Below are 18,561 nucleotides of genomic sequence, written 5' to 3'. Positions count from 1 at the left end.
ATAACATTATTAAAATTTATATAATATGTATAAATAATTAAGTAGCTATAAAACAAATAGAGATAACCATGAAAACTGATGACATCATAAAGTTTATAAAAAATAAGACATTTGATGATAAAGTACTTATTCCTAGTGAAATAAATGCTTATGAAATAATGAATATTTCAGATATGAGTATTCTAAAAGAGATAGCAAAACATATTGATAAATTTGAGGTTCTCAAAAAGACTGAAACGTGGCCAAAAGACAGTTCAAGGCAATACATCTTAGGTTCAATGGATAAGCTTAATACTTTTCTAAATGATATTGCTGAAGGTGTTTGTCGATGTTCAAAATATCGATATGTTAAATCTACACCAGAAGGGCAAGAAAGTCTGGGACTGATAGAGATATTACAGAAAGTCCAGCATGTTTCTTATCCTGAAACTAACTATGAATGTCGATGTACGCTATGCCAGACTGTTTATATCTGTCATGCTCATGAAGTTAGGTTTGGAATAGGTTATTATTGGATGAAAAAGAAACATTCGGGCTAATTAGTTATCTAATATGGGAATAAAGTATTGTGCAAATTCGCATAATATCTGTAAAATATTTTCGATTAGATGGTTATTCATTCTTAGTAAATAGCATTAAGTTGCCTGCTTAGCTAAAATAAAAAACCGCTTCCGCACTGGCTTTAGCGGTTTTTTAATGTCAGTAATTAGTCTATTATCTTTAAAAGAATAAAACTCTCATGTAAGGAACACCATGAACCATCTCACCGTCGGACAACGCGCACCTTTAAGCAATCTTGCTATTGATGATACCGCACCCATCACGCTTAAGTTCACTCGTCAAAGTCCGATAGAAATGGACATCAGCTGCTTTGCCTTAGACGCAGCGGGCAAACTGATCAATGATGATTATATGGTGTTCTATAATCAGCCGACCTCACCGTGCGGGCAAATCAAGCTCACCCATTACGAGTCGCAAACAACGGCAAATAAAGGCATCCAAGCCGAATTTGAAGTGAATTTATCCAAACTGTCTGCGAACATAGACAGCTTGTTTTTTGTATTATCAGCCGACACGCCGCTCAATCAAATTCAATCGTTAGAGATTGGCATTTGGCAGCAATCGCAAAAGGCACAGGCAGAATATCAAGCAGTAGATTTTGCCCAACAGCAGGCCAGTATGCTCATGCAGCTTTATCGTAAGAGTGGCGTTTGGCGAGTCTCCAACGTCGCGCAAGGCTTTAATGGAGGACTTGCCGCCATCGTGCAGCATTTCGGTGGCGATGTAGAAGAGGGCAGCCCACAAGCAGTAGAGGCGACCGTCACGCCAGTGCAAGCAAAACCATCGCTAGAAAAGGTCATGCTAGACAAAGCGCCAAAACTGGTCAATCTGGCCAAAAAAGCCACGATATCGCTTGAGAAACGCCAGTTGCAGCAATTAACCGCAAAAGTGGCGTTGGTGCTAGATGCTTCAGGCTCAATGAACAGACAGTACAAAAAAGGCCGCGTGCAAGAGGTAGTCAATCGCATATTGCCATTGGCAGTGAGCTTCGATGATGACCAAGCGCTAGACTGTTGGGCGTTTGCCCGAGATCCGCAGTATTTGGGCGAGATTGGGCTGAGTAACTATGACGGTTTTATCAATAACGCTCATGGTGGCTGGCGCAAATGGGCACTTGGCCCGCGCATCAACAATGAAGCAGAGGTCATGAAAGCCGTGACGGAGTTTTACCAAAAAGACGGCTTAGATGTGCCTATCTACGTGCTATTTATCAGTGATGGCGGGGTGAATGACAATCGCGGTATCACGAAAGTCATGACGGAAGCCGCGAAACTACCGATATTTTGGCAGTTCGTGGGCTTGGGTGGTCGTGGTTATGGCATCCTAAAAAAACTAGACGATATGACAGGGCGCGTGATTGATAATTGTGACTTTTTTGAACTTGATGACTTGGATGACATTAGCGAAGAAGCTTTGTATGAAAACATGCTAGAAGAGTTTCCAATGTGGCTAAAAGAAGCCAAGCAGCTTGGTATCGTGCAGTAATAACCTTGTCAGTCTATTAACCATAAAAAACCGCCACAGCAAATACTATGGCGGTTTTTTATTATTCAAAATAGTTTATTTCTAAATTCTCTACAGTTCCCACAGCGATTGATACTGCTCATCAGTCAAGGTCACGATATCGATCTCGGCTAGCATATCACGCAGTTCTTCCCACTTATTTGCATCAGGCTTGATCGGTGTGATCAATCTGCCCAGCGTATTATCAATGATCGCATCCATCAACGCATCGGCCTCGGTTTTACTATAGTCATAATACATACGATGAGCAGTCTCTGGCTCGTTTTTGCACAGTTCTGTCATCTGGTTGGTCACTTGGATAAAGGTCTCTATCGCGTCCTTTTTCGCGCTATAGATCTCATCTGTCGTCAGAATCTCTAAAGCCGAAAAGTTCGGATAAGGTGACAGGTGTTGATCGATAAATTCAAAGTCCAACTCTTCATGAGTCGCTTCAACGCCTTCAAAGTTACAAAAGCATAGCCATGCACCATCTAGGCTTGGGTCTTCTTGCAGGTTTTTTATATGATAAAAGTCTTTTTGCACAAAAGTCACATTATCACGGCTGATACTAAAGCCGTTTTTTTTGGCATAGCGCGTCAATATCTCAAAGCCAATACGATTGGTTTTTTCTTTAGCAGCAGGGGTACAGATGCGAATCGGTTGATTGTTTTTTAATTTATCCATGCTAGCGCGTTGCATCAATATGCCGCCATCGGTCTCAAAAAAGCAGCCTAGCGCACGTAGATTAGGCGCGTAATGTTCAAACAGATGGATAGGCTCATTCACATGCAGGTCGATACTTTGGTTTTGTAATTCGGCAAAGCCATCATAGTGGTCATCTGGCTCGATAATGGTGATATCAAGCCCTGCCTGCTCATATGCGCTCGTGGTCACACCCGCGATAAAAGGCAGATGATCAGGGTTTAAAAACCATTCGAGGGTCAGAGTAAGTTTGGTGGTCGGTTGCATGGTTGTTTCCTTTTTAGGTATGGAAAACAATCAGACTGATACTATTAAGGTAAAACAAGAAAGGCCAAATAAGAAAGGTCAGGTCTCGATGCTAACTGTCAGATGCTCAGCGTTTAAGATGGTTATCACCAGTACATCGTCTATAGACTGCTCTTATTTATAGACCTCTGAGGGTATGTCACGCTTGTTTCCTACGTCAGTGCTAACTGCTTCAGGTTCACGGGTGTGTCTCAGCGATGATGTGGGCTGTGTCTACAGCGTTAAATCAAAGCACCCCGACAAGATTGATTGGTATTATATTATTTTCGATCAGTACTGCTAATGAATCCGTACTGCTAATGGCTACTATCGATAGCTACTGCGTCATCATAGACGACTTACAAGATGGGATGCAAGCATATCGGGAATGACGATGGCAGATGATGACTGATGTTCGATAGTCGCTCTTTATGATAGCTGTTATTTATCACGGCTACTGATAGTTATTTCTAGCGACGGATTAATAAAAAAGTGCAGCATTTGTCATTGGTACTTACCCAATTACTAACCAAACATACCTATCAATAGCAAAAACCTTATATAAATAGTCTTGTGCACAGACGAGTGATATTGCATGATTAGCCTTCTATGCCGCTGCTTATATAATAGGCGCTACTCTAAACAATTGACAATCGACATTTGGCATAACTGACAACTTACACGACCGACAATTTATATGACCGATAATAAAAAAGCGTTCTATTACCGACCTAAGACCGATCAATCCAACAGCCCAATGCTGCGTTGGACCTTTGTGACGCTTGGTTGGCTGTTTTTTATCTTGGGTATTATCGGTATATTGTTGCCAGTGATGCCCACCGCGCCTTTTATCTTGCTAGCAGCAGGTTGCTGGGCACGCAGTTCTCGACGTTTTCATTTTTGGCTGATTAATCATAAATATTTTGGCAAATTTGTCCGTGATTGGGAAGAAAATCATGCCGTTCCGCTTTATGCCAAGTGTTTAGCGACGGTTATGATGGCAGCATCAACAATTATGTTATTTTATCGTTTGCCTGCCGATATGATGTGGATGGCATGGGCGGTAGCCGCTGTCTGTAGTGGGGTAGCGATATATTTGTTCCGTTTACCAAATGCCTAAATCCGTTGCAATTTGCGCCAAAATCAGCCAATAAACGGCTCTGGTTACACGAAACATGAGATAAGACTTGCGATACTGGGATGTACCCCTTATAATACGCCCAAGCTTAAGAGCAGTTCTGCACCAAATCATTACCTCGTAGTATTAGTTATAATCCTTCGTTTTAATATTTATCGTTCAGTAGCTATTTGCAAGCGTTACCGGTCACTAGACCATTAATAAATTTAAAAGTAGGATTATACTATGTCAGACGTTCAAAAAGGTACAGTTAAGTGGTTCAACGAAGCTAAAGGCTTTGGTTTTATCGCTCCAGAAACTGGCGCAGACGTTTTTGCTCATTACAGCGAAATCACTGGTTCAGGTTTCAAAACTTTGGCTGAAGGCCAAGAAGTTGAGTTCACTGTAACTCAAGGCCAAAAAGGCCCACAAGCACATAACATCGTTGCTATCTAATTTGTCTTTATAGACAGATAGATGAATAGATGTAGAAAAGCGAACCTTCGGGTTCGTTTTTTTTCGTCTGCGATTTAATATTTAGAGACTTAGTGCTTAAAGCATTAGTACTTGAGAGGCTGATATTTAAGGTACTGGTACTAAAGTTAGTACTAGTCCAAGATTAAAAGTTTTAGCCAATCATGTTAGATTAAATGACAGATGTAAAAAGGCCTCCGACTATAGATAGTTGGAGGCCTTTTATATTGTGCAATGACATCAGCAGTTAAGAATGGACATTTAGCTTATTATATAAAGCTAATGCCGATATTAATCAGACCACCGCCCAGTATTAACCAGCCAAACATAATGGCACCCAAAATAAGCGGTCTAACGCCAGCTTGCTTGATCGCACTTAGATGCGTGGTCAGACCTAGCGCAAACATGGCCATCGTCAGTAACACATCATCTAGCATCACCATATTGCGTACGACACTCTCAGACATCGGCACCCAAGTATGTATCAACACAATGCCGATAAAGATAAACGCAAACCATGGCACTTTGACTTGTTTAACACGAGTCATAAATGACGCTGTCTCGTTTTTACTGCTTTTATCTTCTATAGCGGTATTGTTTACGGTGCACTCTTTGGTTAGCGCAAAAGACAACACGAGTAAGAAAGGCGCGAGCATCATGACGCGTATCATCTTGGTCACGACCGCAGTATCGCCAATCTCAGTATTGATTGCATTACCTGCGACCACGACTTGCGCCACTTCATGAACGGTTGAGCCAGTGTACATGCCGTATTGTTGGGCGCTTAGCCAAGGCTGTAACCAACCGAGATGATAGAGAAAAGGATATAGTAGCATCGCGATAGTGCCAAACACCACCACAGTTGCCACGGCGATAGTGACCTTGTGAGCTTGCGCGTTGACGACTGGCTCTGCAGCAATGACGGCAGCAGCCCCGCAAATACTTGCGCCTGAGCCAATCAAGATAACCGTTTCTTTATCGACTTTTAACCATTTAGTACCCAACCAATAGGTCAGCAAGAAGGTTGACGTCAATACGAGCGCGTCAGTCATAATCGCTGGCATACCGACGCTCGCAACTTGTGTCATGGTCAGCTTAAATCCATAAAATATAATCGCAAGTCGCAATATCTGACCTTTGGCAAAGCAAACACCGCCGTTCAAACGTTCAGTGAACTTGGGATAGATGGTATTGCCTAATATCATGCCTAGCAATATCGCGAGCGTTAAAGAGGATAGTCCAACGATACGGCCGTTTGACCATACATCCAAACTGCTGTCCAACCATAAGCAAAACAAACTACCAATCAGAACGACTACCAATCCCGCTAAGTGACGGTGATTGGGGGTATAGTTATGAACGGAGTTGCTGACTGATTGGACGAGTGTGTGCATGACGCGGCATCCTATTACTTATATTAAGATAAGCATAAGCTTATGAATAGACAGTATATTCCCGCCACATTTATAATAAAAACAGATTAATAAGATATAAGCTATCGATTTTTTAGGTTAGAGATTATGATAGAAGTCGATATACCGCGCATGAGTATCAAAAAAGACAAACATCACGAATAAAACAGCGCAAAAACTGACATAAGGCATCATTGATAATATGAAAAAATCTGTGCAGACAATGCCAAAGATTACGCTTAAGCAGCTTGCTGTTTTTGTCAGTATTTATCAGACAGGCAGCACCAGTCGCGCCAGTGAGGAGCTGCATTTATCACAATCAGCAGTCAGCAGTGCATTGACAGAGTTAGAGTCTAGACTACAGATGCCGCTATTTGAGCGCGTCGGCCGTCGGCTCAATCAACACCCCAATGCTCATCCCATTTATATACAGGCACAGGCTATCTTGGGTCAGTCGCTCACGCTTGAGCATTATCATCAGTATCAAGCAGGACAGATTCATATCGGTGCTAGTACCACTATCGGCAACTACGTGCTGCCGTCATTGCTTGGCAAGCTATATGAGACGCTACCCGATGCCAATGTCGATATGTATATTGCCAATACTCAAGAGGTAGTGAGCGAGGTTGAGCAACTAAATATCGACATCGCACTGGTAGAAGGTAGGCCGCGTCCGGTAGATATGAAAGTTATTGAGCAGCGTGAATGGCGTACCGATACGCTAGTGATATTTGCCAAGCATGATAGCAAGTGGCTAAAGAATGTGGCTACCTATAGCGAAGATGAGGACTGCTATCAGCTGAGTATTAATCAGTTGGCGCAGTTGCCGTTACTAGTACGTGAGGCAGGGTCAGGCACACGGCAGATTATCGATGAGCAATTGCTTAAGTATCTACCTAATGCAGAAGTGGTAAAGGCGATACATCAATCCGAGGCCATCAAGCACATGGTGAGTGCAGATATTGGTCTTGGCTGCCTATCGCAGCATGTGATTGAGACAGAATTGGCAACAGGTGAGCTGGTACAAGTGAACGTGGCGGGAATTGATCTATCAAGGACATGGTGGCTAGTCTGGCACAAAGCTCGACACCAAAGTCCTATTTGGCAAACCTTTATAGATATTATCCAACAGGGTTAAGCGATGAGTCTGGATGAACCTAAAATCTATCAGCCATAAAAAAGCGCAGCGTCAAAAGTTACGCTGCGCTTTTCTGTTTAAGAGATTCTTTAATAATATAAGACAATCAAAGCATATTGTTATGCTGAAACAGGCTTGTCTAGTCGCACTACAAAGCTGTCGCAAGGTACATTAGGCAGGATATTATCCGCAGTTGCGCCACTGATCCATGCAGCGATACCAGTACGCTTATGACGACCGATGACCAATAGATCGACATCGTGTTTATGACAGTAGCTGACGATACCCTCACTGCTAGAGATGGCAGTCGTGACTTCCGACGTTGCTGCATTTAGCTGATTGCGTTCAAGGAATTGTGCTAGCTTTGCACGCGCTTCTTGGCAGCGTTCATCATCAATCTCATCGTATAGGCTAGAGGCAGGCACCAGCTCATAGCCGAAGCCAACCATGGTGTCTTTGACAATATGCAAAACAGATAGCTTAGAGCCTGGACGGTTTTCGACGATGCGCTTGGCCTTTTGTGCGACTATATCTGCATCAGAGAGTAAGTCGGTGACCAGTAAAATATGTTCGTAACTCATAGCGTCTTCCTCATGTCAGATAGTATTTACTATAGCACTACTCTAGGGCGCTGTTAAGTAAAGCTTGTCGTCTTTAGCAGCGGATGGGAGCGATGCCAATTATTCCAAGACAGGCTGATCAAGTTTCACCACTAAGCTGTCGCAAGGGACATTTGGCAAGATACTATCGGCAGTGGCTCCAACCAACCAAGCAGCGATACCATGGCGCTCATGGCGTCCAATGATAAGTAAATCGACGTCTTTTTCACGGCAGTAGTTAATGATACCTTTGCTACTAGAGATGGCAGCGGTGACCTCAGAGTTGATCGCTTCTAATTCGTTACGTGCCAAAAATTGCGTTAATTTAGCCCGTGCTTCTTGCCACTTTTCACTATCGACATCACCCGAGAGGCTAGAGGCAGGCACGAGCTCATAACCGAAGCGTACCATGTCATCTTTGACTATATGCAAGACGGACAGTCTGGCTTCAGGAGAGCCTGCGAGGATACGCTTGGCTTTTAGCGCCACTTTGTCCGCATCGGATAGTAAGTCAGTGACCAGTAAAACGTGTTGGTAGCTCATAAGATACTCCACTCCTGTTAATAGTTAACTTTATAGTAGCAGTGCAGGCCGTCTTTGTTAAGTAATAAAACCATAACAAAATTGTGGATATTTATAAATTTGTAACTATAAGGGATTAATAGTTAAAGCTGATAGCCGCGTAGATTATGTGGTGGATTATTGCATGGCTGTTGCCTTGACTTATCCATGTCGCAGCCCCACTAATAGCGCTAAGCCAACTCTTTTTTAGCCAATTTATTACTCTATTTTCCCTGACAGTCAGGGCACTATACGCATAATAAGCGATAAGGATAACTATGACGGACACGCCATTTACTGCTGATTTAACCTTGCATCCAGCATTTGAGCTGATTGAGCATCGCCATATTGAGGCGCTATCGATGGATGTGCTGATCAGTCAGCATGTAAAAACAGGAGCGATGCATTATCATCTGGCACACCCAAGTGATGAAAATGCGTTTTTGGTCGGCTTTCGCACCCAGCCAATGGATTCAAAAGGCGAGGCGCATGTCTTAGAGCACGTGGCATTGTGTGGTTCGAACAAATTCCCAGTGCGTGATCCGTTCTTTTCAATGATTAAGCGCTCATTAAACACGTTTATGAATGCGATGACCGCAGCTGATTGGACGGCCTATCCGTATGCGACGCAAAACAAAAACGACTATTTTAACTTGCTTGCTGTCTATCTAGATGCGTCGTTTTTCCCGAATATCCATCCGCTCGATTTTGCTCAAGAAGGCATTCGCGTGGAATTGGACGAAAATGATAAGCCGCAGTTTAAAGGTATCGTTTTTAATGAGATGAAAGGCGCGATGAGTGGCGAGATTGATCAGCTATATCATACGGTTGCTCATCATCTGTTCCCAACGACGACCTATCATTATAATTCAGGCGGCGATCCTGCCGATATTCCTGACTTGACGCACACTGAGCTGACCGAGTTTCACCAGAGCCATTATCATCCGTCAAATAGTGTGATCATGAGTTTTGGTAATATACCCGTTGCCGAGACGCAAGCGAAAATACACGAAGATGCCTTGATTCAGTTTGAAGCAGGTAAAAAGCATGTATCGCGTCCTGAGCAGCGTTTGTCTGCACCAATCAGTGCGGTTGATACTTATACTGCTGACGAAGCCGGCCCAGATCAAACGCATCATGTGGTTGCTTGGTTATTGCCATCGATTACCGATCCTAAGCAGCGCTTAGCATTGCGTCTATTAGAAGGCGTATTGATTGAGCATGCAGGCTCGCCATTGCGTGCTTATCTTGACAGCCATCCACTGGGTAAAGCGCCAAGTCCACTATTGGGTCTTGATGACAGTCATTATGAGATGGTCTTTTATACGGGACTGCGCGGCTCTAACCCTGAACATGCCGAAGCGGTCGAGCAGGGCATCATTGACTTGCTGACCGAAGTGGCCAATTCACCAGTTGATGATGAGACAATCGAAACCATTCTGCATCAGATTGAGATTGATCAGCGTCACATTGGCGGCGATAGCATTCCTTATGGTCTAAACCTTATGCTAGAGGGCTTTAGTACCGCCATTCATGATGGCAACCCTATCGACGTGTGGGAAGTAGATGAGCATCTACAGTGGCTACGTGAGCAAGTCGTCGATCCGCAGTGGCTACCGAACTTGATTAAAACGCATCTGTTGGACAATCAGCATCGTGTACGCGTAACGATGACCCCTGATAGCGAAAAAACAGCCCGTTTGGCAGCAGCTGAGCAGACTCGTTTGGATACTATCGCGATGGATTTGACTGTTGATGATAAAGCTATTTTAAAGCAACAAGCCTTAGATTTGGCTGCACGTCAAGCCGCGCCAGATGATTTAAGCTTGTTACCAAAGGTAGGTCTAGAAGACGTACCAACGGATATTAGCTTTAAAGAAGGCACGCAAAAGCAGGTGCGTTTGAGCGGGCAAGACAGCACGCTATTTGAGTATGAAGCGGGCACCAATGGTATTTATTACTATCAAGTGATTGTTCCGCTCACTGAGGCAATCGCTAAAGCGAGCGCAGATGCGCTACCAGTTAATGATGTGATTAATCATCCATTACTACCTATTTATTTAAGTCTATTGTCTGAGCTAGGTACGGACACGCTTAGCGCTCATGAGATGCAAGCCAAGCAGGCAGCGCATTCTTCTGGTGTGACTGCTCGTATTAGCCAGCGTACCAACGTCGATGATAGCCAAGCGATTAGCAGCTACTTTGTCGTGGCAACGCGTGCGCTTAACCGTAAGCCTGAAGCGATTGATTTGCTCAAAGAAGTCATGGAACACAGTATCTTCTCTGAGCATGACCGTATCAAAGAAATCTTGCAGCAGCGTCAAGCAGGTTGGCAGTCAAATCTAGCAGGATCTGGTCACTCTTATGCCATGCAAACAGCCAGTCGTGGCATGAGTCGCCAAGCGCAGTTGGAATATGTGCGCAGCGGCCTACCAGCATTGAACGCGCTTAAGGATTTCTTGGCACATGCTAGCACTGACGACGCGCAATGGAATCAACTGGCTACGAGCTTGATGGATTTACATCAACGTCTGATCAGTTTGCCTAAGCATGCTGTTATTATCTGTGAGGCAGAGCAAACCGAACGCTTGAGTAACTTAATCGTCGATAGCTGGAAAGACAGCCAAGCGACGACCGCTTCTAATGATTTAACGAACGCAGCAGCAAATATCCCAAGCGAGTTTGCAAACCTGCAATTAGATACTGCATTGAATGGTGCGACTGATACAGTCAAAACATTAGAGAGTGGCGACGATGTTAAAAACGACGTGCTAGATGTTGCAGATCTAGCATGGCTAGTACCAACCAATGTCTATCACAATGCCAGTGCCTATACTGTACCTGCTGCTGACCATCCTGATACCGCTGCACTTATGGTATTGGCGCCTTACTTACGTAACGGTTATTTGCACAGTGCGATTCGTGAGCGCGGCGGTGCCTATGGTGGCGGTGCGGGCTATGATGCCAATGCTTGTGCGTTTAAATTCTTTAGCTATCGTGATCCGCAATGTGCTGAGACCTTTGCGCACTTTGAAGCCAGTATCGAGTGGTTATTAAACGAGCCACAGACCGATGAGCAGTTGGAAGAAGCTATCTTAGGTATTATTTCAGGTATGGATAAGCCGGGCTCTCCTGCAGGCGAAGCAATCAAAGCCTGCTTTGCAAATCTACATCATCGCGGTGTTGACTGGCAGCGCAAAATGCGTGCGTCAATATTGGCCGTCACGGTCGCTGATTTGCAGCGCGTTGCCAAGCAATATCTGAAAGGTCAAAAGCATGTACGTGCAGTGCTAGCGCCTTACGACAAAGAAGAGGCAGTAAAAGGCCTTGGTTTTGAAGTTTGTAGAATAAAGAGCTAAGACAATTAGGTTTGTTTTTGATTAAAAGTTAAGCACAAAAAAGCCAAGCATCATGCTTGGCTTTTTGCGGTTAGGTAATTGACTAATATCGTTTGATACTCAAATCTTTGCCAATTTTGTCTTGATGAATCGGAAATTCTGACAACTCGTTATACTGCTTACGATCAGCAAAATAGCTTTTTAAAGTACGGCGAATGGCTTCAAACGCCAGTGTATCCCACGGGATATCTTCTTCGCTAAATAATGCACAGTCCAGACTTTCTGAGCCAATACCATACGCGCCATCTTTTAGATCGGCCAGATAGATAGAGTAGATCTGCCCAATATCTGGTAAGTCATAAATGCAGTATAGATGCGGATTCAGTACGATGGCATCTGCTTCTTCATAGCTCTCGCGTGCTGCGCCTTCAGCCATGGTCTCGCCATTTTCCATAAAACCTGCAGGTATCGTCCATAGCCCATATTGTGGCTCAATGGCACGGCGGCAGAGTAGTACTCTATTTTTATGTACCACCAGCGAGCCACAGATAACTTTTGGGTTTTCGTAGTGGATATAGTGGCAATTGGGGCATACCAAACGCGGCATATTGTCCGTAGGTGGGATTTTTCGTTCTGCTTCATGACCGCATTGGAGGCAATAGCGCATATCAACTACCTTGTTATAAAAGTTATTGTGTATGATGTTTTTTATAGGTTATAAGACCTACATTCTGAAGTGCTGCTGTCATCGTTTCGAGATAAGTTAGACATAAGGACGGTGAGACAAGTACCACAAGCAGTAAACTGAGTGAACCTGACGATAAACCTAACTTAAACGTACCTGACTTATATAAGATCGACTATATAAGATATTATTCTAAAGAGCAGCTATCGTCTTAAGATAGCACATATTATCGACGGACAGAATCACGATAACAGTAACGCATCATTTCACAGATAGGCTGACTATTATTAGTTAATAGGGCCGTTATTGAGCATTGATAAGCAATGAATCAGTCACATAAATAGCATGCAGCCACTATTATATTGCGCTAGTCTAGTGAGTGTTCAGTAATTATTGATATCAAAGCCGCTAATAAATTGAGCGGTCGAAAACAATAGATAGATAGATTGTTGGTTTTATTTATTAGTCGCGATTTTAATAATAGAAAATAAGAAAGATGCTGTTTGTACCGCTTAATAACGATAAAAATATAGGGCAATTATAATGTTATTCCCACCGGAGGCTGTGAGCTTCGATAACCTGTCAGTTGCTGTACCTACTTTTATTCGTCATCCTACACTCAGAAAACTGGCCGAGCGAGTACAGCACGAGACATTGAACGCGCTGACAAGTCCGGCGATGTACGAGGCTCATAACGCCTCTCATAGTAGCCGTGTGTTAGACAGCTTATATCGGACACCGATTGCCGATGCATCGATATTGGTTGCGATTACTCATGAGCGCAGGCCTAAATTATTATTAACACGCCGTGCCGCCCATATGAATAGTCATGCGGGTGAGGTGTCTTGTGTGGGTGGTAAACATGATCGAGGCGATGGCAATAATGTCGTTACCGCATTGCGTGAAGCCTGTGAAGAAACAGCGCTACCGCCCAATAAAGTCCAATTACTTGGTCAGCTACCGATCCAAACTTCAAAAAGTGGTATGAGCGTACGTCCAATCGTGGCACTCATCGCCCCAGGCCTGGTACTCGTACCTGAAGCGGGAGAAATATCGCGTATCTTTTGGGCAGATTTAGAGTCATTAGTCACTCAACCAACGGTAGAGTATGAAATTGAGTATAAGATGCAGGAGCAAATGGCTACCATACTGACGCCGAGCTGGCAGGTCGATGGTGAGACAGTATGGGGACTAACAGGACGGGTAATTGCTAACCTATTAGAAACAGGGTTTGATCGACAGCTCGAATGGTATTACCGCGTAGAAAATAAACGCTAATAAATGTCATCTATTAATAATATAGTCGATTCAATTTAAAAGTAGTACAAGGCAACCGAGTGTAGATGTATATGTGATACTTCAAACAAGGTTAACGCAGTAATGATTTTATAGTGGAATGACTATGGTCATCTACTTATAATAATCATCGTTCTTTTTAAGCCACCAGTTCATATTGTCTTGGCGCTTGGCACGGAATGCTTCTAGCTTGTGGGCTACGGACGCATTATGCTGCCGTGCAGTATCGAGCGCAAAAAGAATCGGTACTGAAGACAACACGCCAAAGCGTATCTTTGATTTTGGTAAGTCTAGCCCATCACCAATATCATCACCGACCAAAGTGCGAGTGACACTTGCGTTGACCATTTCCACAAAACGTCCACGGCGATTGTCTTCACCCATGAGCTGACGCGGTAAATCATGCAATGCTTTTGCCAATGGCTGACCCATCTTAAAGTCTAGCTGCTGTATCGATAGATAGGTATAGAGCCATTCCCAACATGCGGCCTCATCTTTTGGCAGACGATCTAAATCAACACCCATCCAATAACTGGCAAGGTTCCATAGATGTAAGATACCTTCAGCTTCTTCTGTACTAATACGTGCGCCTAGTAATCTTAGACCGCGCATAATCAATAACGAGAACTGTAAGTGGGTGGCAATCATATCGGTTTGATTGATAGGGATGCCCCAATAGTCAGTATTCCAACTGCCGTCAGGGTTATGATGTTGCTCGGCGTTTGGTATCACGCCTGTAGCAGCATTGCCTTTCCCTTTGAGTAAGTTTTGCCGTACCAAAGTATGTATTTGACGTACTTGGATCGATTGTCGCCAGCCCTCAGAGCCAATGGCCAATACTTGATCAATAGGTTTGTTTTGATTGCGTGTGCTCATATTAGATGAGGGGTCTTCAGACACGGCCAAGATATAAGCATAAGTACGCATCAATCGAGGTAGCGCATCGTGCATCAGTGCACCTGTCTGAATGAGCGGCAGTGATAAGGCAGGAATGCTATAGCCTGCCATTAGAGCAACATTACGCAGTAGCCAAATGAGCATCAATGGATAGCGCCGATAGGTAACCGCACCTATCTGAGCAAGCTTTGGGTCGAACCAATCAGGATGGCTGCTAAATTGCTCAGTGAGCGCTTTAAATGATGAATTGGTTGCAAGGTCATTGTTTACAAGATAATTACTTGCAGAATTATTGTTTGAACTATCGCTAAGAATATTATGCTGTAAAGGCTTCGCAAATTTTATGCTTTGAGCGGCTAGCGCGTCTGCAATCGGATCGCCAATATCGTAACCTGCCACGATCTCATCAAGTAGAGCAGGCGAGATCGTAAAGTCTTTTGGTAATAGATAACGTTTAATTCGTTTTAAAACCTGCAAATTGCTATGGTCATCGATAGCAGTGGTACGTCCATGACGCTGATAAGTGTTCGATGATTGAGCATTCGGTGATGGAAAGTCAGGTTTGTCAGTTGGAGTACTTGCCGTATTGATGATTTTCTTATCCATAGTTATCAAGTACCGTTTTCAGAGTGAGGACATGCCTTAGAACGTAAAACTTGCATTGCGATAGCTTCGCATCACAATCATTCGTAAAAATTACTGGATTGGTTCAATGAATCTAATTGCTGCTGTGTTGTTCGGATACGGCGTTTGATATCGCGAATCTCATCAGATAGAGATAGCAGCCGTGCACGAGCTTCTTTTTCATTAGCAAAATCTAGCATGTCACCATTTTCCAGCTTATCGAATTCTGATTGATAAGTATCTAAGAGGCGATTATCTTTGTCTAATTGACTGTCTAAGGCGTAATAATCTAGCCCTTTTTGATTAGCCGCTTGCAATGTGTTGGCCATAGTGATCGGGCAAACGTTGTTCAACTGACGACCACGTCTACCAATGTTATAGGCATTATTGATGGTGCAGTACTGTTGCAGGCCAAGTTTACGACCGCGTTCCCATGCCTGATAGTCAGGCGCGACACTGGCTTTGGCACAAGCTTTTGTATGAGATGCTAAGCGGTCTGAATGATAACCTGCCACGCCATCGTTATAGCCGATAGCTTGCCAGTCACCGACGAGACATTCTTGCTTAGAGAGTGTTGCACAGCCTGCTAGCAGATAAATACTACCGAACACAGATAACCCTAATGCCAGTTGACGTACAACGCGGTGTATAGGTCGGTACATGGTTAGCTCCGATAGCTATGATAACTATGATAACGATAATAACTATGAACACAAATAAATGATGCTAGCAATCAATCACATTATGCAGACTTGTCATTAATTGCTAAGTCACTTATAAATATCTCGATAACGTACATACAAATAAAATAGAGCAGCTTATAAGTGGTGGTGTGTCTTAGTAGTACCATTATAAACTGCTCTACATCTCACAGCATTCATCAATCATTAATGCGGGCGAGTCAAGTCGACCGATGTACCACTAGCATTGTCTTTTAAGCTCATTTTTAGCATGATGTAACCAGCAATACCAGAGACGATTGAACCCATGATAATACCTAAGCGCTCATCAAACATAGTAGTGTCGCCAGCGAACGCCAAGCCACCGATGAACAAACTCATGGTAAAACCAACACCGCACAATAGAGCTGCGCCGTAGATTTGCTTATAGTCCATACCTTTTGGCATGGTTGAGATACCAAGTTTAAAGATTAGCCAGCACATGAACATGACGCCTAACTGCTTACCAATAAACAAACCAGCGGCAATACCTAGCGGCACTGAGTGGAATAACTCAGCAAAACCTGCGCCTTCGAGCGAGATACCTGAGTTGGCAAAAGCAAAGATTGGCAAAATACCAAAGGCGACGGTATTGTGTAGATCGTGCTCTAGCTCTTCAAGCGGAGAGTGCTCAGGATCAGTGCGGTCGAACATCGGGATGAACAGTGCTAATACCACACCTGCCAATGTTGCATGGATACCAGACTTGAGTACGGCAATCCACATGATCAGACCAATGAGCAGATATGGCGTGATGTTGGTGACGTTACGGCGATTAAGAACATATAAGAACGGCAAACATAAACCAGCTACTGCCAATGACTCTAATGACAACTCACTGGTATAAAACAAAGCGATAATCAGAATCGCGCCAATGTCATCAAAAATAGCAATAGAGACCAAAAACACTTTTAGCGAGTTTGGTACGCGATTACCTAAGAGACTCAAAATACCGAGTGCAAAGGCAATATCTGTCGCCGCAGGAATGGCCCAACCTTTCCAAAACTCAGGCTCATTGTAGTTAAAGAGCAGATAGACAATCGCCGGCATAATCATACCGCCGAGTGCAGCCCCTGCAGGCAGTATTATTTGCTTGACGTTGGACAGCTCACCGATGAGTACTTCACGCTTCAGCTCTAATCCAACCAAGAAAAAGAAAACCGCCATTAGACCATCGTTGATCCAGTGATGAGCATCTTTGGCAATTGCAAACTCACCAATCTGAATGGCGACTGGTGCATGAATAAAACCTTCATACCAAACATTAAGAGGGGAGTTGGCAATGATCATTGCAGCAATGGCAGCCAATGCTAAGACGATACCGCCTGCTGCCTCAAATTCAAAAAATGCTTTAATCCTTCGTATTGCCATATCATCCTCATTCGCTAAATACAATTTACTAAATAACCTCAAATATCCATCAATGTCTGCGCTACCTATAATATGGGGGTAGCAAATAGACAGAAACAGTTTCTCATACTCTTATCAATATAGACAACAAAATACGTTGAGCCATTGCCAACGGTCTACTTTTTTATATTCACAATAGCAATATTATAAAGAGGATTTGACGAGCACAATAGTTGTAAGTCGTTACATCTTTTTAATAAGTCGCTATTCGGCTGAGTATATTCGGAATGTTATTAGACAAATTTAGCAGACTTTGTTACGTTTTTGGCTTTTTTTACGGTTTTATCTTTATAATGAGCAGCGCTGTGCGACGTGTCATTATTTCTTTTGCTAGCACTGGTAAGCTGTCAGCTTATCGATAACGATATTTTAGCCTTATCTCAGAACTCCTTTTCTCTTCTTATCATATTTTGCAGGTCAGTGTCATGGACTTAACTTTCTCGTTAGAGATTATTTTAATGCTTACTGCGGTGGCCGCATTGGCAGGATTTATTGATGCTATCGCTGGCGGCGGCGGGTTGTTGACTATCCCTGCCATGCTACTGGCTAATATCCCACCAGTATTGACGCTCGGTACCAATAAACTGCAAGCGGCATCAGGCGCACTAGCGGCGTCTATTACTATGATTAGAAAAGGGGTGGTCAAACCGCAACGAATCAAAGTGGCTATTATCGCCGCTTTTATTGGCTCCGTTATCGGTACCATCGCTGTACAAATGTCACCACCTGACTTGCTCGAAAAGGTGATTCCATTTTTGATCGCGGCTATCGGTATCTATACATTATTTGCTCCTAGATTGGGTGAAGTAGAGGCGGCACCGCGTATCTCAGAGAGCAAATGGCAAAAAATTGTGGCACCGTTGATTGGTTTTTATGATGGTTATATTGGTCCAGGTACGGGTATGTTTTTCGCGCTTGGCAATGTAGCATTACGTGGTCGTCAAATTATCGAAGCAACAGGCGCGGCAAAAGTATTGAATTTATCGACCAATATAGGCTCGTTAATCTTCTTTATTTTGGGTGGTAACGTACTGTGGAAAGTAGGGCTAGCGATGATGGTTGGGCAAACCATCGGTGCCTATTTTGGCTCACATATGGTGGTTAAAGGCGGTAGCAAATTGATTCGTCCAGTAATTGTATTGGTCTGTCTGGCGATGTTGACCAAGTATGTGTTTGGCTAATTAGTTGTTGATAGAACCGTATTAACCATTATCATTTACTGGTTATTGATCATAAAAAA

At 43.5% G+C, this 18,561-nt stretch carries 16 protein-coding genes and 1 riboswitch; of the genes, 8 read left to right on the top strand and 8 right to left on the bottom strand.

Annotated elements, in window-relative coordinates; genetic code table 11:
* Positions 1–68: 68 nt before the first annotated feature.
* Both ACIGBM_RS11025 and ACIGBM_RS11020 read left to right on the top strand, forming a co-directional pair.
* On the top strand, positions 69–539 hold the full coding sequence (locus ACIGBM_RS11025; protein WP_397477779.1) for a hypothetical protein: 471 nt from the start codon (positions 69–71) through the stop codon (positions 537–539).
* A gap of 214 nt (positions 540–753) precedes the next feature.
* On the top strand, positions 754–2,046 hold the full coding sequence (locus ACIGBM_RS11020; protein WP_397477778.1) for a VWA domain-containing protein: 1,293 nt from the start codon (positions 754–756) through the stop codon (positions 2,044–2,046).
* A 90-nt stretch (positions 2,047–2,136) separates the two neighbouring features.
* Here the strand turns inward: ACIGBM_RS11020 and ACIGBM_RS11015 are convergent, their stop codons facing one another.
* Complete coding sequence (locus tag ACIGBM_RS11015; RefSeq protein ID WP_397477777.1) at positions 2,137–3,033, bottom strand: ABC transporter substrate-binding protein; 897 nt, start codon at positions 3,031–3,033, stop codon at positions 2,137–2,139.
* A gap of 171 nt (positions 3,034–3,204) precedes the next feature.
* Positions 3,205–3,321, bottom strand: a riboswitch (TPP riboswitch).
* Positions 3,322–3,748: 427 nt separating this feature from the next.
* Between ACIGBM_RS11015 and ACIGBM_RS11010 the strand changes: the two genes are divergently transcribed.
* Positions 3,749–4,171, top strand: a complete 423-nt coding sequence (locus ACIGBM_RS11010) for a YbaN family protein (protein ID WP_102094045.1) — start codon at positions 3,749–3,751, stop codon at positions 4,169–4,171.
* 243 nt (positions 4,172–4,414) lie between these two features.
* The gene (locus tag ACIGBM_RS11005) at positions 4,415–4,624 is read left to right on the top strand and encodes a cold-shock protein (RefSeq protein WP_045453470.1); all 210 of its coding nucleotides are present in this window, start codon (positions 4,415–4,417) and stop codon (positions 4,622–4,624) included.
* Between the two features lie 287 nt (positions 4,625–4,911).
* Here ACIGBM_RS11005 and ACIGBM_RS11000 read toward each other — a convergent pair whose 3' ends face one another.
* Complete coding sequence (locus ACIGBM_RS11000) at positions 4,912–6,036, bottom strand: YeiH family protein (protein WP_397477776.1); 1,125 nt, start codon at positions 6,034–6,036, stop codon at positions 4,912–4,914.
* Between the two features lie 220 nt (positions 6,037–6,256).
* On the opposite strand from ACIGBM_RS11000, the gene ACIGBM_RS10995 reads away from it, so the two are divergent.
* Positions 6,257–7,192, top strand: coding sequence for a LysR substrate-binding domain-containing protein (locus ACIGBM_RS10995; protein WP_397477775.1), 936 nt, complete (start codon positions 6,257–6,259; stop codon positions 7,190–7,192).
* Positions 7,193–7,311: 119 nt separating this feature from the next.
* On the opposite strand, the gene ACIGBM_RS10990 is transcribed toward ACIGBM_RS10995, so the two are convergent.
* Complete coding sequence (locus tag ACIGBM_RS10990; RefSeq protein WP_057761630.1) at positions 7,312–7,773, bottom strand: universal stress protein; 462 nt, start codon at positions 7,771–7,773, stop codon at positions 7,312–7,314.
* Positions 7,774–7,872: 99 nt separating this feature from the next.
* Positions 7,873–8,334 carry a universal stress protein gene (locus tag ACIGBM_RS10985; RefSeq protein WP_397477774.1) on the bottom strand — a complete coding sequence of 154 codons (462 nt, stop codon included), beginning with the start codon at positions 8,332–8,334 and terminating at the stop codon, positions 7,873–7,875.
* Between the two features lie 296 nt (positions 8,335–8,630).
* Between ACIGBM_RS10985 and ACIGBM_RS10980 the strand changes: the two genes are divergently transcribed.
* Positions 8,631–11,711 carry an insulinase family protein gene (locus ACIGBM_RS10980; protein ID WP_397477773.1) on the top strand — a complete coding sequence of 1,027 codons (3,081 nt, stop codon included), beginning with the start codon at positions 8,631–8,633 and terminating at the stop codon, positions 11,709–11,711.
* Between the two features lie 82 nt (positions 11,712–11,793).
* Here ACIGBM_RS10980 and ACIGBM_RS10975 read toward each other — a convergent pair whose 3' ends face one another.
* The gene (locus ACIGBM_RS10975) at positions 11,794–12,357 is read right to left on the bottom strand and encodes an NUDIX hydrolase (protein WP_397477772.1); all 564 of its coding nucleotides are present in this window, start codon (positions 12,355–12,357) and stop codon (positions 11,794–11,796) included.
* Positions 12,358–12,918: 561 nt separating this feature from the next.
* On the opposite strand from ACIGBM_RS10975, the gene ACIGBM_RS10970 reads away from it, so the two are divergent.
* Positions 12,919–13,653, top strand: coding sequence for an NUDIX hydrolase (locus tag ACIGBM_RS10970; RefSeq protein ID WP_397477771.1), 735 nt, complete (start codon positions 12,919–12,921; stop codon positions 13,651–13,653).
* Between the two features lie 132 nt (positions 13,654–13,785).
* Here the strand turns inward: ACIGBM_RS10970 and ACIGBM_RS10965 are convergent, their stop codons facing one another.
* From ACIGBM_RS10965 to nhaA, 3 genes are all read right to left on the bottom strand, one after another.
* On the bottom strand, positions 13,786–15,174 hold the full coding sequence (locus tag ACIGBM_RS10965; RefSeq protein ID WP_397477770.1) for an oxygenase MpaB family protein: 1,389 nt from the start codon (positions 15,172–15,174) through the stop codon (positions 13,786–13,788).
* Positions 15,175–15,251: 77 nt separating this feature from the next.
* Positions 15,252–15,854, bottom strand: a complete 603-nt coding sequence (locus tag ACIGBM_RS10960; protein WP_397477769.1) for a DUF2799 domain-containing protein — start codon at positions 15,852–15,854, stop codon at positions 15,252–15,254.
* Between the two features lie 225 nt (positions 15,855–16,079).
* Complete coding sequence (nhaA, locus tag ACIGBM_RS10955) at positions 16,080–17,282, bottom strand: Na+/H+ antiporter NhaA (protein ID WP_102091810.1); 1,203 nt, start codon at positions 17,280–17,282, stop codon at positions 16,080–16,082.
* Positions 17,283–17,746: 464 nt separating this feature from the next.
* Here nhaA and ACIGBM_RS10950 point away from each other — a divergent pair, with 464 nt between their 5' ends.
* Positions 17,747–18,502, top strand: coding sequence for a TSUP family transporter (locus ACIGBM_RS10950; RefSeq protein WP_201579136.1), 756 nt, complete (start codon positions 17,747–17,749; stop codon positions 18,500–18,502).
* The last annotated feature ends 59 nt before the right edge of the window (positions 18,503–18,561 follow it).

The organism is Psychrobacter sp. NPDC077938 (assembly GCF_044542635.1).
GTDB lineage: Bacteria > Pseudomonadota > Gammaproteobacteria > Pseudomonadales > Moraxellaceae > Psychrobacter.
Note: the sequence above shows the minus strand (reverse complement) of the source record. Positions and strands in the feature narration are given on the sequence as shown.

Coding starts and splice junctions, on each gene's coding strand:
- ACIGBM_RS10990 (WP_057761630.1), bottom strand. CDS start 7,773: ATGAGTTACGAACATATTTTACTGGTCACCGACTTACTCTCTGATGCA.
- nhaA (WP_102091810.1), bottom strand. CDS start 17,282: ATGGCAATACGAAGGATTAAAGCATTTTTTGAATTTGAGGCAGCAGGC.
- ACIGBM_RS10970 (WP_397477771.1), top strand. CDS start 12,919: ATGTTATTCCCACCGGAGGCTGTGAGCTTCGATAACCTGTCAGTTGCT.
- ACIGBM_RS11025 (WP_397477779.1), top strand. CDS start 69: ATGAAAACTGATGACATCATAAAGTTTATAAAAAATAAGACATTTGAT.
- ACIGBM_RS10980 (WP_397477773.1), top strand. CDS start 8,631: ATGACGGACACGCCATTTACTGCTGATTTAACCTTGCATCCAGCATTT.
- ACIGBM_RS11015 (WP_397477777.1), bottom strand. CDS start 3,033: ATGCAACCGACCACCAAACTTACTCTGACCCTCGAATGGTTTTTAAAC.
- ACIGBM_RS11005 (WP_045453470.1), top strand. CDS start 4,415: ATGTCAGACGTTCAAAAAGGTACAGTTAAGTGGTTCAACGAAGCTAAA.
- ACIGBM_RS10995 (WP_397477775.1), top strand. CDS start 6,257: ATGAAAAAATCTGTGCAGACAATGCCAAAGATTACGCTTAAGCAGCTT.
- ACIGBM_RS10960 (WP_397477769.1), bottom strand. CDS start 15,854: ATGTACCGACCTATACACCGCGTTGTACGTCAACTGGCATTAGGGTTA.
- ACIGBM_RS10985 (WP_397477774.1), bottom strand. CDS start 8,334: ATGAGCTACCAACACGTTTTACTGGTCACTGACTTACTATCCGATGCG.
- ACIGBM_RS10965 (WP_397477770.1), bottom strand. CDS start 15,174: ATGGATAAGAAAATCATCAATACGGCAAGTACTCCAACTGACAAACCT.
- ACIGBM_RS10950 (WP_201579136.1), top strand. CDS start 17,747: ATGGACTTAACTTTCTCGTTAGAGATTATTTTAATGCTTACTGCGGTG.
- ACIGBM_RS11020 (WP_397477778.1), top strand. CDS start 754: ATGAACCATCTCACCGTCGGACAACGCGCACCTTTAAGCAATCTTGCT.
- ACIGBM_RS11010 (WP_102094045.1), top strand. CDS start 3,749: ATGACCGATAATAAAAAAGCGTTCTATTACCGACCTAAGACCGATCAA.
- ACIGBM_RS10975 (WP_397477772.1), bottom strand. CDS start 12,357: ATGCGCTATTGCCTCCAATGCGGTCATGAAGCAGAACGAAAAATCCCA.
- ACIGBM_RS11000 (WP_397477776.1), bottom strand. CDS start 6,036: ATGCACACACTCGTCCAATCAGTCAGCAACTCCGTTCATAACTATACC.